General features: G+C 65.5%; 10 protein-coding genes. 5 read left to right on the top strand and 5 right to left on the bottom strand.

Annotated elements, in window-relative coordinates:
• Positions 1-13: 13 nt before the first annotated feature.
• From L1080_RS34995 to L1080_RS34980, 4 genes are all read right to left on the bottom strand, one after another.
• Entirely contained in the window at positions 14-3,265 is a 3,252-nt protein-coding gene (locus L1080_RS34995; protein ID WP_250774532.1) for a protein kinase domain-containing protein, read from the bottom strand.
• Between the two features lie 474 nt (positions 3,266-3,739).
• Positions 3,740-4,393 (bottom strand): TetR/AcrR family transcriptional regulator, encoded by a 654-nt coding sequence (locus L1080_RS34990; protein ID WP_250774529.1) that lies wholly within the window; start codon positions 4,391-4,393, stop codon positions 3,740-3,742.
• A gap of 62 nt (positions 4,394-4,455) precedes the next feature.
• Entirely contained in the window at positions 4,456-5,475 is a 1,020-nt protein-coding gene (locus tag L1080_RS34985; protein ID WP_250774527.1) for a phosphotransferase family protein, read from the bottom strand.
• Positions 5,472-6,689 carry an acyl-CoA dehydrogenase family protein gene (locus L1080_RS34980; protein ID WP_250774524.1) on the bottom strand — a complete coding sequence of 406 codons (1,218 nt, stop codon included), beginning with the start codon at positions 6,687-6,689 and terminating at the stop codon, positions 5,472-5,474. The genes L1080_RS34985 and L1080_RS34980 overlap by 4 nt, the downstream gene beginning before the upstream one ends.
• Positions 6,690-6,824: 135 nt before the next feature.
• Here L1080_RS34980 and L1080_RS34975 point away from each other — a divergent pair, with 135 nt between their 5' ends.
• From L1080_RS34975 to L1080_RS34960, 4 genes are all read left to right on the top strand, one after another.
• Positions 6,825-7,565, top strand: a complete 741-nt coding sequence (locus L1080_RS34975) for an SDR family NAD(P)-dependent oxidoreductase (RefSeq protein WP_250774522.1) — start codon at positions 6,825-6,827, stop codon at positions 7,563-7,565.
• A gap of 80 nt (positions 7,566-7,645) precedes the next feature.
• Positions 7,646-8,632, top strand: coding sequence for a phosphotransferase family protein (locus tag L1080_RS34970; RefSeq protein ID WP_284708559.1), 987 nt, complete (start codon positions 7,646-7,648; stop codon positions 8,630-8,632).
• A gap of 40 nt (positions 8,633-8,672) precedes the next feature.
• Positions 8,673-9,869 (top strand): thiolase family protein, encoded by a 1,197-nt coding sequence (locus L1080_RS34965; protein ID WP_250774518.1) that lies wholly within the window; start codon positions 8,673-8,675, stop codon positions 9,867-9,869.
• Positions 9,870-10,014: 145 nt separating this feature from the next.
• The gene (locus L1080_RS34960) at positions 10,015-10,539 is read left to right on the top strand and encodes a nuclear transport factor 2 family protein (protein WP_250774516.1); all 525 of its coding nucleotides are present in this window, start codon (positions 10,015-10,017) and stop codon (positions 10,537-10,539) included.
• A gap of 112 nt (positions 10,540-10,651) precedes the next feature.
• Here the strand turns inward: L1080_RS34960 and L1080_RS34955 are convergent, their stop codons facing one another.
• Positions 10,652-11,326: a GntR family transcriptional regulator gene (locus L1080_RS34955; protein WP_250774514.1), complete on the bottom strand. Its 675-nt coding sequence runs from the start codon at positions 11,324-11,326 to the stop codon at positions 10,652-10,654.
• A gap of 392 nt (positions 11,327-11,718) precedes the next feature.
• Between L1080_RS34955 and L1080_RS34950 the strand changes: the two genes are divergently transcribed.
• Positions 11,719-12,966, top strand: a complete 1,248-nt coding sequence (locus L1080_RS34950; protein WP_250774507.1) for a cytochrome P450 — start codon at positions 11,719-11,721, stop codon at positions 12,964-12,966.
• The last annotated feature ends 141 nt before the right edge of the window (positions 12,967-13,107 follow it).

Raw genomic sequence — 13,107 nt, 5'->3', positions numbered from 1 at the left:
GTATCACAGTGTGTCAGGGCATGGTTCGCCGTGATTCCACCCATGCAGCGATCTGGGCACGCGAGGTGAAACCCAACTTGGCAAGAAGGTGTTCGATGTGCCCCTGCACGGTACGCACAGATATCGTCAAGCGGGACGCAATCTCTCTATTGGTCAACCCCTCGGCGACCAACTCGGCGACCTCACGCTCCCGCTTGGTCGGTCCGGCCTGTCCAGTGGTCGGTGTGTATGACGCCGGACTTTGCTCACCGAGTGCGTAGGCGACCGCGGACTCCACTCCCAACTTGTTCCCTTTCCTCTGAGCTTCGGAAAACGCATTTTTGCTCAGCGCTTTTCGTGCTTCATGCTCACATCTCTCACGGTACTGGACCAACCCGGATACGAACATCGGGGAACTCCCCATGGCATGGCTGAGGTTCTCTGCAGCTGAGGTCAATATCACGGCTCGTTCGAAGGCACCTTCCTCGGCCGCGATCCACGCGAGTGCCTGTAGGCACATACTGATGACGAGCCGCTCATTGACTTTCCGAGCAGCGCGGAGCGCTTGTTGGAGTAAGTCGTTCGCGCGTTCGGTATTGGCGTGTCGCCACACCACCACGGCCAGGGCCCACAGCGAATACGACCGATGCACTGCTTCACCGTGCTCTTCGGTGACCGCGAGTGCACTCTCGTAGCATTCGATTGCGCGCTCGGTGTGGTCGAGCAACTCGTACGCGATTCCGAGACCCTCCAACAAGAGGATGTGGAGGGCAAGTGCACTCGGCACGGCGGCGTAGATAGGCCGTGCGGCTTCGAAATGGATTTGTGCATACTCGACGTCGCCGCCGTACAGGGCCCGGTAGCCTTCGGCAAGGTCGATGTGCGCCTGCAGCAAAGGATCGGCGGATTGATCGGCGAGTGTCCGTCCTTCCTGGATCAGGGTGATCGATGCCTGCAGGTCGCCCTGCAATCCTGCCATCACGCTGGCCCAGAGTATTGCCTTGGCGCGGTCAATGCCCACGGTGCGGGGCGACAGAGCCAGTAGTCGCTCGGTCCAGCGCCGTCCTTCGGTCAACAACCCGCGCGAGAACCAGAGAGGGAACAGCGCTGCGGCCATGCCAAGCCCGGATTCGGGGTCTTCGGAGAGACAAATTTCGTGTGCCTGCCGTAAATTCGGCAGTTCGGCGACCAATCGGGTCAGCCACTCGAGTTGCCGCGGACCGACCCAGTCAGCCTCGGCGTCCGAGGCCAGCTGCACGTACCATTTTCTGTATCGGGTGCGCAGCTCGGAGTAGTCGGCGCCGGCACGGACCTTCTCCCGACCGTAGTCGCGCACGGTCTCGAGCATCCGGAACCGAGCGACCGGAGCCGACTGTTCTCGAATGAGAATCGACTTGTCGACGAGAAAGGTGACGGTGTCCAGGAGATCGTCAGCAGTCTGGTCGTGCCCGAAGATCTGCTCGGCCGCATTGAGTTCGAAGCTTCCGTCGAACATGGACAGCCGAGCCCACATCAGTTGTTCCAGGGGTGTGCACAGGTCATAGCTCCAGTCGATGCACATCCGCAGGGTTTGTTGCCGCGACGGAGCGTCTCTGCATCCGCGAGTCAGGAACCGGTAGCGGTCGGTGAGTCGCTGCAGAATCTCCTCTGGGGAGATCGCCCTCAGCCGTGCGGCGGCCAGCTCGATCGCCAACGGCAGGCCGTCGAGGCGCTGGCATATCCGGGCGATGGTCACCTTGTTGTCGTCGGTGATCTCAAAGCCGGGCAGGACCGCGGCGCCCCGCTCGGCGAACAGTGCCACCGCGTCGTTTCCGGGCAACCGTCTCGGCAAATGGTCGGCGTCGGGTACCGCAAGGGGGGCGATCGGAATCGCTACCTCGCCGCTGATGCCGATCGGCTCCCGGCTGGTCAGGAGTATGCGCAGCCCCGAGCTGGTGCGGAGCAGGGCTTCGGAGAGTTTCGCGACCGCGTCGAGCACCTGCTCGCAATTGTCCAGAACGAGCAGCACTTCGCGCGGGGCAAGGAATTCCGCGAGAACCTCGAGAAGTGACCCCGCGGATCTGTCGCGTAAACCCAGCGCATCCGCCACCATGGCTACGAGAAGCGAGTCGTCGCGCAGCTCGCCCAGCTCGATCAGGAACACACCATCAGCGAAACGCGATTGCGTTCGATCTGCGACTCGCAGCGCCAGTCGGGTCTTGCCCACCCCTCCCATCCCGGTCAAGGTCACCATGCGGGCCGTCGACAGCAAGCTAGCGACCTTCGCCGTCTCCTCCCGACGGTCGATGAAGCTGGTCAACTCCAGCGGCAGCGCCCCGGTGCGGACTGAATGCGCAGCTGGTGGCGCATCATCGTGCGGTGGGTGCGCTGGTGGTGTGTCGTCACAAAAGGTGCTCCCGGCCATGTCGTCGACCGGATAGCCATGCTGGTGTTGCAGGTGCCGCAGCTGCTGGCCCAGTTCCCCGACGGATGGGCGACCGGCAGGATCGTTCGCCATCGCGGCCTCGATCACGGTGCTGACATCATTCGCGATGCCGTGCTCTCGCGGGTCCGGCGTCGGCTCGGTGGTGATCCGGACGAACTGGGCAACTAATTGCTCACCACTCCGGCGCTCGAAGGCAGCATGCCCGGTGGCGGCGGCGAACACGGTCGCACCCAGACCGTACACATCGGCGGCCGGACTCGCGGCACCTCCAGCGATGACCTCCGGAGCCGTGAAGGCCGGCGATCCGGTCACAACTCCGGCGGTGGTTTCGAACCCGCCCGAAATGTGCGCGATCCCGAAGTCGGTCAACGCGGGCTCACCGTAACCGGTGAGCAAGATATTGGCCGGCTTGACGTCGCGATGGAGGATGCCGAGGCCATGCGCGGCTTCGAGGGCACCGGCGATCTTGACGCCCACGCGCAGCACCTCCTCCAGCGTCAGCGGACCCCGTCTTCGGATGCGGGCATCGAGGGAGTCGTGGCGGTAGAAGGGCATGACGATATATGGCCGGTCGTGCTCGGTGACTCCGACCTGCAGGACGTTGACGACATTGGGATGGCCGGTCAAGCGGCCCGCGGCACGCTGCTCACGCAGAAATCGCGCACGGCTGTCCTCGTCGAGGTCCCCGGTCAGCACCTTCACCGCCACGGTGCGCTCGAGCGCAGTCTGCCGACAGCGGTACACGACCCCGAAGCCCCCGCGGCCGATCTCCGCGGCGTCGGCGAACCCGGCCGCCGCCAAGTCCGCGACGACCGACCCGACCACATTCGGGCGGGTAGCGAAGGGATCGACGTCGTTCATCGCCTACACCGATCCTGACCTTGTCGAGCAGACCATCAAGCACACCCCGCTGACTACTCCGAGGGTAACGCCAGAGCCGCGGTGAAAGCTCTCGGATTGCCGACCTATGCCGATCGTTTTGCCTACTCGACGCTCCGTCCCGCTGTCGATCTGCGCCGGGCGATCGTCGTTTCCCCATGGCTATAGGACTCGAGCCGATGAGTCCGCATACAAGCCGCTTCCGGGAGCGGCTCACGTGATCGTTCTTGCGTCGGCCGGTTAAGAGCACGACGCGGACACCGACACGGGCCCTGTTCTTACAGCACGGATCCCGTACACATAAGTGACTCGGACCGGCCCCTGGACGGCCGCCTCATCCATCAGATGGTCCTTCTGCTCTCATCCCGGAATGAGGTGACCTTGCCCGTGGCCGACAACCTCGGGTACCGGGCATTTCGCCGATTCGGGCACTCGGGAGCAGGGTTCCGTGTCAGTTCACCGATCGGTGGCGATGCCGAGCGATCGCGCCCAGAGCAGGGTCAGTGTCTCGATGGCCTTGTCCTCGTCGTAGGGCTTGCCGAAGACGTAGAACTCGTCGGCGAAACGGTCCACCATGTAGGCCAGCGCGTTCGCTGCGTAGACGGGGTCGACGTCGTCGAAGGCCACGCCGGTCTCCTGCCAGTGTCGGATGGCCCCGACCAGGCGGTTCTCGAAGACCGTGTCGATCTCCGTCTTGATCACTCGCATGTCCGGGAGTGTCCTGGCCAGGGCCGAGCAGTCGGTCATCAGGCGGGCGTTGCGCTGGTAACCGCGGAGGTAGCTGGCGTTCGCCTCACGGATGGAGTCGATCGGACGCCGCTCGCCCGAGGTGGAGACCCCGGGGCGACTGTCCTGCAGCTCAGCGAGCACGTCGATCATGACGGCGTGGAACACCTCCTCCTTGGAGGAGAAGTGGATGTAGAACGTCCCGGTCGCCAAGCCGGCGCGAGGGGCGATGTCGGAGAGCTTGGAGTCGTAGAACCCCTGCTCGTTGAACAGCTCACGCGCGGCGTCGATCAGTTTCTTCCGCGTACGCTGCTTGCGCGCAGGGACCCGAGCGGTCGTAGTCGTCGCCGCTGGTGCTTGTGGGGTATCGGCCTCAGTGGTCAAACAAGCTCCTCAAAGGGATCATAACGGCGCGCGCATGTCGTCAGATTCTACTGACGCAGATCCTACTGAAGCAGCGACCGAGCCATCTGTGCGAAGCGTTCGGGCTTGTGTAGGAGCTCGTCGAGCGCCTGGGTCTGTTCCCCCATCGCTCCTGATGCGTAGCGCTCGTACACCCCGAGACCGATGCAGGCCAGGCGCCAGTAGGCGAACGCCTGGTAGTAGGGGAGCCGCTCGATGTCGGGGCCGCCGGCAGCGGCATAGGCGTCGAGGAGACGCGGCAGGCTCGGGGAAGCCAGGTGGGGAGCGGGGGTCCACTCCAGTCCCTCCGACCACCAGGCCGCAAGCCAGCCGAGGTCGGCCAGACCATCACCGGCAGCGGTCAATTCCCAGTCGAGCACGGCGGCGATCGATCCGTCCGGGGCCACGATGACGTTGCCGGGACGGTAGTCGCCGTGCACCAAGACCGGCTCGTCCTGGTCCGGCGCGTCGGCCTCGAGGCGGTCGTGGAGCTCACGGAGAAGCATTCCCGTCGGGTCGGTGCGGCCCTGGAGCTGTGTGCTCCACCGCCGCAACTGGCGCCGCACGAGGGGATAGGGCTTCACCAGGTCACCCAGACCGACCACCGCAAGGTCGACCGAGTGAATCCGTGCCAGCGTCGAACCGAGCTCCTGGAGGAATCTCTCCCGCGCCGGCCCGTCGAGGGTCTCGATGGCGGCGTCCTCATCCATCACGACCCCGTCGACGAACTCCATCACGTAGAACGGGGCTCCCGTGACGTGGTCGTCGGCGCAGTAACCGACCATCCTCGGCACCGGCACGCCCGTGTCGTACAGGGCTGCCATGATGCGGTGCTCGCGGCCGACGTCATGGGCACTGGCGTGCACCGCGCCGACTGGTGGACGGCGAAGAATCCACCGCCGACCCGCTTCGTCTGTCGCCGCGTAGGTGAGGTTGGAGCGGCCATTGGCGACCAGGGAGAACGTCAACCCACAATCGTCGCCGACGTGCCGGGCGAACCAGGTGACGACGCGGTCGGTGTCGAGGCCCGGCAAGTTGTGGCCTCGGGGGCTCTCGCCATTCACGGCTTCACCACCGGCATCCGCAGCTCGTTGCGCCCGAGAGTGCGCAGATGGACCTGGTCGGGACCGTCCCCGAACCGCATCGTGCGTGCGATTGCCCACAGGCGCGCCAGCGGCGTGTCGGTGCTCACTCCCATGGCGCCGTGCAGCTGGATTGCGTCATCGATGATGGCTGCGACGCCCCGGGGCACGGCGACCTTGATCGCCGCGATCTCGTCTCGCGCGGCGGAGGCGCCGGCGTCGTCGATGATCCACGCGCATTTCATAACCAGCAGGCGCAGCTGCTCGATGCTGATCCGTGCCTCGGCGACCCATTCCCGGACGACGGCGTTCTTCGCCAGGGGCTCGCCGAAGGCAACGCGCTGCCGGGCGCGCTCCTTCATCAGCGTGATCGCGCGCTCCGCCATTCCGATGGCGCGCATGCAGTGATGGATTCGGCCGGGGCCGAGCCGCGCCTGGGCCATCTCGAAGCCGCCGCCGGGCTCGCCGAGGAGATGGGACCGCGGAACCCGGACGTCCTTGAAGATGATCTCGCCGTGGCCGCCCGCGTCGTGGTAGCCGTAGAAGTCGAGGTCGCGTTCGACGGTCACGCCCGGAGCGTCCCGCGGCACGATGACGAAGGACTGGCGGCGGAAGCCGTCCGCCTCCGGATCACTGAGGCCCATCACGAGGAAGAAGCTGCACCTGGGGTCCAGGGCACCGGTGATCCACCATTTCCGGCCATTGACCGTGATCCCGTCGGGATTGATGTCGATCGAGGTCTGGATGTTGGAGGCGTCACTGCTGGCGACGTCGGGTTCGGTCATGGCGAACGCGCTTCGGGTATTGCCGGCGAGCAGCGGCTCGAGATAGAGCCGTCGTTGCTCATCGCTCCCGAACATGTGTAGCAGCTCCATGTTGCCCGTGTCCGGGGCCGAGCAGTTGAAGACCTCCGGTGCAATCTCGGGATACCAGCCGGTGGCCTCCGCGACAGGTGCGTAGTCGACCGTCGCCAGACCGGATTCTGCGGGCAGGAAGAGGTTCCACAGGCCTTGTCGGCGGGCCTCCTCCTTCAGTAACTCGATGACAGGTGGCACCGCGTGCGGGTCTGCGGCGGCGATGGCGGCTCGTCGTTGCTCGGCATGCACGGCCTCGGCCGGCGCGACGCGACCGGCGATGAACTTTTGTGCCTTGGTGGTGATCTCCGCCGAAGCGGACGAGGGGTGGAAGTTGACCATGGGAGCACCTTACATGACAATGAATTCATTCTCATCTACATTTGTCATGCACCGGCGCCGCGGTCCGTCCGGACCGGTCGCGCCGGGCTGCAGGAGGGGAACTGCCCCTCTGACATTGAAAGGACCCACAGCTCCATGACACTTCAGGGCAAGGTCGCCGTCGTCACGGGCGGAAGTCGCGGCATGGGGAAGGCCATGGTCGATGCTTTCGCCAGCCAGGGCGCCCACGTGGTCATCGCGAGTCGCAAGGTGGAGAACTGCGAGACACTCAAGACCGAGATCGAGCAGCGGTACGGCACGAAGGCTCTAGCCGTGCGCTTCAACGCCAGCAGTTGGACGGATTCCGACGAGTTGTTCGAACGCACTCTCGCCGAGTTCGGCACGATTGACGTTCTTGTCAACAACGCCGGTCTCTCTCCGCTCTACTCCAGCCTCACCGAGGTCAGCGAGTCTCTCTTCGACAAGGTGCTCGGCGTCAACCTCAAGGGTCCGTTCCGGCTTACGGCGCTCGCCGGTGAGCACATGGCCACTCACGCGGGTGGGTCGATCATCAACATCGGGTCAGTTGAGGCGGTCAGACCGTCAGCCCAGGCACTCCCCTATGCGGCAGCCAAGGCTGGACTGCACGTCCTGACCGAGGGATTTGCGAAGGCCTACGGCCCGTCGGTGAGGGTCAACACGATCCAGTGCGGCCCCTTCCTCACCGACATCTCCGAAGCCTGGACCGAGGAAATGCGAGCGGACTTCGAGTCCGACCTCGCGCTCGAGCGGTGCGGCCGGCCCGAGGAGGTCGTCGGCGCCGTCCTCTATTTCGCCTCTGATGCGTCCTCGTTCACCACGGGCGCCGTTCTCCGTGTCGACGGTGGTGCGCTGTGACCGATGAACCCTCGCTGCTCGACGGTGGAGCCGACCTGTCCCCCGAGAGCCGGCAGGACCTCGCGCGGGTCCTCGGCTGGATGGAGCGAGAAGGACTCGCCCCCGGCGATCTGCGCGCCGCCGCACCCGTCGGTGGCGGGACGCAGAACGTGATGATCCGGTTCACCACTGATGACCGGTCCTACGTGATGAGGCGCGGTCCTCGCCACCTGCGGGACACCACGAACGCGGCCCTGACACGAGAGATCGAGATCCTCGAAGCGTTAGCGCGCACCGAGGTGCCGCACCCACGCCTCGTCGCCAGCTGCACCGATGTGAGCATCCTCGGCGATTCGGTGTTCTATCTCATGGAACCCATCGAGGGCGTGAACGCCTTCATCGAGGTCAGCGATTTTCATCGCGAGAGCCCAGCGGTGCGCCGCCAGATCGGCTTCGAACTGGTCGAGGCCTTGGTGCCCCTCGGCGAGGTGGACCCAGAAGCGGTCGGACTCGGCCACCTGGGACGCCCGGACGGCTTCCTGGAGCGGCAGGTCGACCAGTGGCTGCGTGAGGTGAACCGCTACGAGTCCGTCGAGGGCTACGTGCGTGACATCCCCGGCCTCGAGGAGGTCGCGAGTTGGCTGCGTGCTCACCAGCCCATGACCAACGAGCCGGGACTCATGCACGGCGACTTTCATCTCGGGAATGTGATGATCGCACCCGACGGTCCGGGGATCGCTGCGATCGTCGACTGGGAGATGTGCACGCTGGGGGATCCGCTGCTCGACCTGGGCTGGCTCCTCGCGACGTGGCAGCAGCCCGACGGCACGGACCTCAGTGGCAGCAAGCTCGCAGCGGCCGGCGAGCTGGCGACGACGGACGAGCTCATCGAGCACTATGCCCGCCTGTCGACTCGAGACCTGACGAACCTCGACTGGTATCGGGTCCTGGCGTGCTTCAAGCTCGGCATCCTCCTCGAGGGCACCTACGCGCGCTCGCTCGACGGAAGGGCTCCGAGAGCTCTCGGCGACTGGATGCATGCCCGGACCGTCCGGCTCTTCAACCAAGCGATTCAGCTCATTCACTGAGTCGTCCGAACAACCCTTCCCCATCTGCAGGAGAACTCTCATGACCGAAGCCGTCATCATCGACGTCATCCGCACCGCCACCGGCCGTGGCAAGCCCGGAGGTGCGCTGTCCGGTGTCCACCCCGCTGATCTCCTGGCGACGACGCTGCGTGCGCTCGTCGAGCGCACGCAGATCGACCCCGCAGTCGTCGATGACGTCATCGCCGGGTGCGTGTCCCAGATAGGCGACCAGGGCTACAACATTGCCCGCACGGCCACGCTGGTTGCCGGGTTCCCGGAGTCGGTGCCGGCGACGAGCATCGACCGTCAGTGCGGCTCCAGCCAGCAGGCCGCTCACTTCGCGGCCCAGTCGATCATGGCCGGCGTCAACGACGTCGTCGTCGCCTGTGGCGTCGAGTCGATGAGCCGCATCCCCCTCGGATCGAGCCAGGCCGACGGGAACCCGTTCGACCCCTTGTCGGCCAGGTACCCGGCGGGCCAGGCCAACCAGGGCGTGGGCGCCGAGCTGATTGCAGCACGGTGGGGACTCTCGCGCAGCGAGCTCGACGAGTACGCCGCAATGTCGCACGAGCGGGCCGCCAAGGCTGCCGCGGATGGCGCCTTCGACTCCGAAATCGTCCCAGTCGACGTCATCGAGCCTGACGGCAAGCCGGGCCGGCACCTCGTGGACGAGACCATCCGCGCCGGTACCACCGCGAAGGGCCTCTCCGGGTTGCGGCCATCGTTCCAGACCGACGAGTTCACCACACGGTTCCCCGAGGTGACCTGGTCCATCACACCAGGGAACTCCTCTCCCCTGACCGACGGCGCCTCCGCCGCCCTAATCATGAGCCGCGACAAGGCCGATGCCCTCGGACTCCGGCCACGGGCACGCTTCCACGCCTTCTCCGTCGTCGGCAGCGACCCGCTCCTGATGCTCACCGGCCCCATCCCGGCAACGCAGCGGATCCTCGAGCGCACCGGAATGACGATCTCCGACATCGATGCCTTCGAGGTGAATGAGGCCTTCGCTTCCGTGCCGCTGGCCTGGGCGCGCGAGGTCGGCGCCGATCTGACTCGGGTCAACCCCCGAGGCGGCGCCATCGCCCTCGGGCATCCTCTCGGCGGCTCAGGGACCAAGCTGCTGGCCACCTTGGTCAACCACCTCGAGCAGACCGGGGGCCGATACGGCCTGCAGACCATGTGCGAGGGCGGCGGCATGGCAAACGCGACGATCATCGAGCGCCTCGACGGCTGACCGTCGCGCGAGTAGGTGACACCCCACTTCCACCGTGATCCCACAAGCCGAGTCCGCACTTGTAGTTTGTATGACGACATACGGTATGATGTGGCGAGCCTCACAAAAAGGAAGGCAGCAAACGCTGTCAGAAAGGACGTTGCACATGACCGAGCAATCGATCGAGGTTGACGCCCGGCTGCTCCAGGAGGTGACCGATCGCGCGCTCATCCAGGACCTCATCGCCCGATATGCCTTCTTCGGCGACTACGGACCGAACGAGTCCTTCGCTGATCTGTTCACTCCCGACGGCACATGGGTGATCGCGGGCACGGATGTCGTCGTGCGAGGCCGTGACCAGCTCGTCCAGTTGGTCACGGCGGTGCGCGACAACGCGCCCGGCGCGCATCACATGCAGAGCAACCACGTGGTCGACCTCGATGGCGACCGCGCGACCGGCAAGGTCGAGCTGAACGTGTTCCTGCTGCGGCCCGAGGAGATCTACTCCAACACGCACGGCTGGTACGAGGACGTCTACGTCAAGGTCGACGGCCGCTGGTTGATCGAATCACGCACCATTCATCTGTCCGCTGACTCGATGCAGGTGGCGTCGACCGGAAAGATCGGCGAGCACACCGCGCCAATGTTCGCCGAGCTGGGACGGCTGTTCGGCGGCGAGGGACACGCCTGAAACCTGAAGCCCTCGACGGCCGACGGCGACTCACCCCACCGAACGGGGGTGAGTCGCCGTTCGTCTTGTCCGGTTCGGGTGCATCCGACCCGACGGTGTCGGACTTCCCGTTTCAGCGTCGGGCGGGTGCCTGGCCATCCAGGGCGGCGAGCGCCGCAGCCTTGGCCGCCTCGACATGGGCGCGAGCCAATGCCGCGGCTCCGTGGCCGTCTCGCTGTTCGATGAGATCCACGATCCCGACGAGCTCCCGACGGCTGGCCTCGGCCCGGCCGCCGATGCGCAACGACAGGCGCCGAAGCGCGTGGATGCGGGCTTCGATCGAGCCGAACATTTGCTGCAGGATCGAGTTCCCAGCCCCGTCGAGCAGCACGTCGTAGAAGCGCCGGGTTCCTGCGAGCTGGTCGGTGACGTCGTCGAACTCCTGCGGCCTCATGATGGCGAGGAGCTTGGCGACCTGCTCATCGGTCGCGTTGCGGACGAACAGCTCGACCGCCGCCGCCTCCAAAGGTGCTCGAACGTCGTACAGCTCGTTCACCACGTCCGCGGTGAGGACTGCCACCTGCAGTCCCCGGGCGCCCGATCGTTCGACCAGGCCCTCCGTCTGCAAAATCCTCAGCGCCTCACGCAACGACGTCCGGCTCACGCCGGTCAACTCGACGAGCTCCCGCTCCGTCAGCCGACGTCCGGGCTCCAGATCACCGCGGGTGATGGCTTCGCGAACCACATCCGTGACGCGGTCGCGCAGGAGTCGCTCCGGTCGCTCCACCAGTAGCGAGTACTCACTCATCACCATCTCCTTGGTCTTCGTATGACCATGCACATCATACGGGGAACCAGCCACCTACGGGGCTAACGACGGGCGCCGTCGGCGAGCCGTGAGGGACACATCACCCTACCGTAGTCTCGTCATACCAAATGCAGACTGGCCGGACACGCACGATGCGCGGATCGCCGATGAGACTTCCGGCCGTCGGTCACTCGGAGGAAGTCGCAGCCGCGGTGGCCTTTTCGAGCTAGCGACGAAGCTCCCTACCTCCCGCCAGAGGTCGCACGTCGACGGAGGCGCGACGCCCGCCCTCAGCCGGACCACTGCCGGCAGGCGGTTGACATCCTTTGTATTACGTAGTCCAATACTACAAAATCCCATGTGAGCACGCTCACAGCGAAAGAGGAGCAGCCGTGACTCTGACCAACGACCATTCGAGCGATCTAGTCATCCCCGACCTCAGCGATCCGGCGACCTTCACCGGTGCCGTTCCGCATGCCGCCTTCGCCGAGATACGGAACCGTCCTGGCCTGCACTGGGTGGCGACGCCCATCGCCAATTCCCACGGCGGCTACTGGGCCGTCACCCGCTACGACGAGATCGTGGAAATCGAGCGCGATCCCGCCTCGTTCACTGCCACCAACGGCAGTCCGTTCCCCTACACGAACCTGCCGAAGGACCACCCGGCCAAGGACAACGTGATGTGCGTCGATCCGCCACGTCACAACTATCTCCGGCGTGCCACCGCCAAGGGCTTCGCACCCCGCATCGTCGCCAACTTCGAGCCCTGGGTCCGCGACGTGGTCATCGAGATCATCGAGGGCCTCGAGGGCAAGACCGAGTTCGACTTCATCGAGGAATACGGCCGCACCATCCCGGCATTTGTCATCGCCCGGGTACTCGGCGCGCCCAAGGAAGACCGCGCCTACCTCGTGCAGCTCATCCAGGACTACATCGACGCCGGACAAATGACGGAAAACCTCGAGGAGGGCGAGGGCGTCGGCGAGCGGATCATCCCGCTGATGATGCAGATCACCGACTACGCCGCCAAGATCCAGAAGGTCAAGCTGGCCAACCCGGCCGACGACATGTTCACCGAGCTGGCTCGCTGCGTCGAGCGCGGCGAGATCAACCAGGACGAGTACCTCCAGTGGATGTTCGTCATGCTGGCCGCCGGCTACGAGACCACGCAGACCACCATCGGGCAGTCGATGCGCATGTACCTCGAGGACCCCGAGATCCGCGAGGCCACCGACAAGGCCATCGCGCAGGGCGAAACGATGCTGGCGGTCGAGGAGTACCTGCGCCTGATCAGCCCCCCGATGCAGATGGCGCGCACCGCCACCCGCGACCTTGACTTCCACGGCCAGAAGATCCTCGAGGGTCAGGTCATGGTGCTCTACTACGTGGCAGCGAACCGCGACACGACGAAGTTCTCCGAGCCCGACCGCTTCAACCCCTGGCGGCCCGAGAAGGAAAACCTCGTCTTCGGTGCCGGCGCGCACCGCTGCATCGGATCGCACCTCGCCAAGCTCGAGCTCCAGATCCTCTGGGACGAGCTGGCGAAGCGCAACATCCGCTACGAGCTCGCCGGTGAGCCGAAGCGCGGCTACTCCAACTTCATCAACCAGCTGCGTGCACTGCCCGTCCGACGGCCCTGACGACGGCGTCCTCAACAGGGCGTGGCGCGCCCCGACCACCTCGACCCGGCGCGCCACCCCATGCTCGCAATGGTCGAGCGCTAACACGACCGGCCAGATACCGACGACGAACCGGCCCAAAAACCCCCGGAACCACGCCGG

The organism is Rhodococcus sp. MSC1_016 (assembly GCF_023667485.2).
Lineage (GTDB): Bacteria > Actinomycetota > Actinomycetes > Mycobacteriales > Mycobacteriaceae > Rhodococcus_F > Rhodococcus_F oxybenzonivorans.
Note: the sequence above shows the minus strand (reverse complement) of the source record. Positions and strands in the feature narration are given on the sequence as shown.

Excerpts from the sequence above, each read along its gene's own strand:
- L1080_RS34995 (WP_250774532.1), bottom strand. The coding sequence starts at position 3,265 with ATGAACGACGTCGATCCCTTCGCTACCCGCCCGAATGTGGTCGGGTCG.
- L1080_RS34980 (WP_250774524.1), bottom strand. The coding sequence starts at position 6,689 with ATGGTCAACTTCCACCCCTCGTCCGCTTCGGCGGAGATCACCACCAAG.
- L1080_RS34975 (WP_250774522.1), top strand. The coding sequence starts at position 6,825 with ATGACACTTCAGGGCAAGGTCGCCGTCGTCACGGGCGGAAGTCGCGGC.
- L1080_RS34970 (WP_284708559.1), top strand. The coding sequence starts at position 7,646 with ATGGAGCGAGAAGGACTCGCCCCCGGCGATCTGCGCGCCGCCGCACCC.
- L1080_RS34965 (WP_250774518.1), top strand. The coding sequence starts at position 8,673 with ATGACCGAAGCCGTCATCATCGACGTCATCCGCACCGCCACCGGCCGT.
- L1080_RS34960 (WP_250774516.1), top strand. The coding sequence starts at position 10,015 with ATGACCGAGCAATCGATCGAGGTTGACGCCCGGCTGCTCCAGGAGGTG.
- L1080_RS34955 (WP_250774514.1), bottom strand. The coding sequence starts at position 11,326 with ATGAGTGAGTACTCGCTACTGGTGGAGCGACCGGAGCGACTCCTGCGC.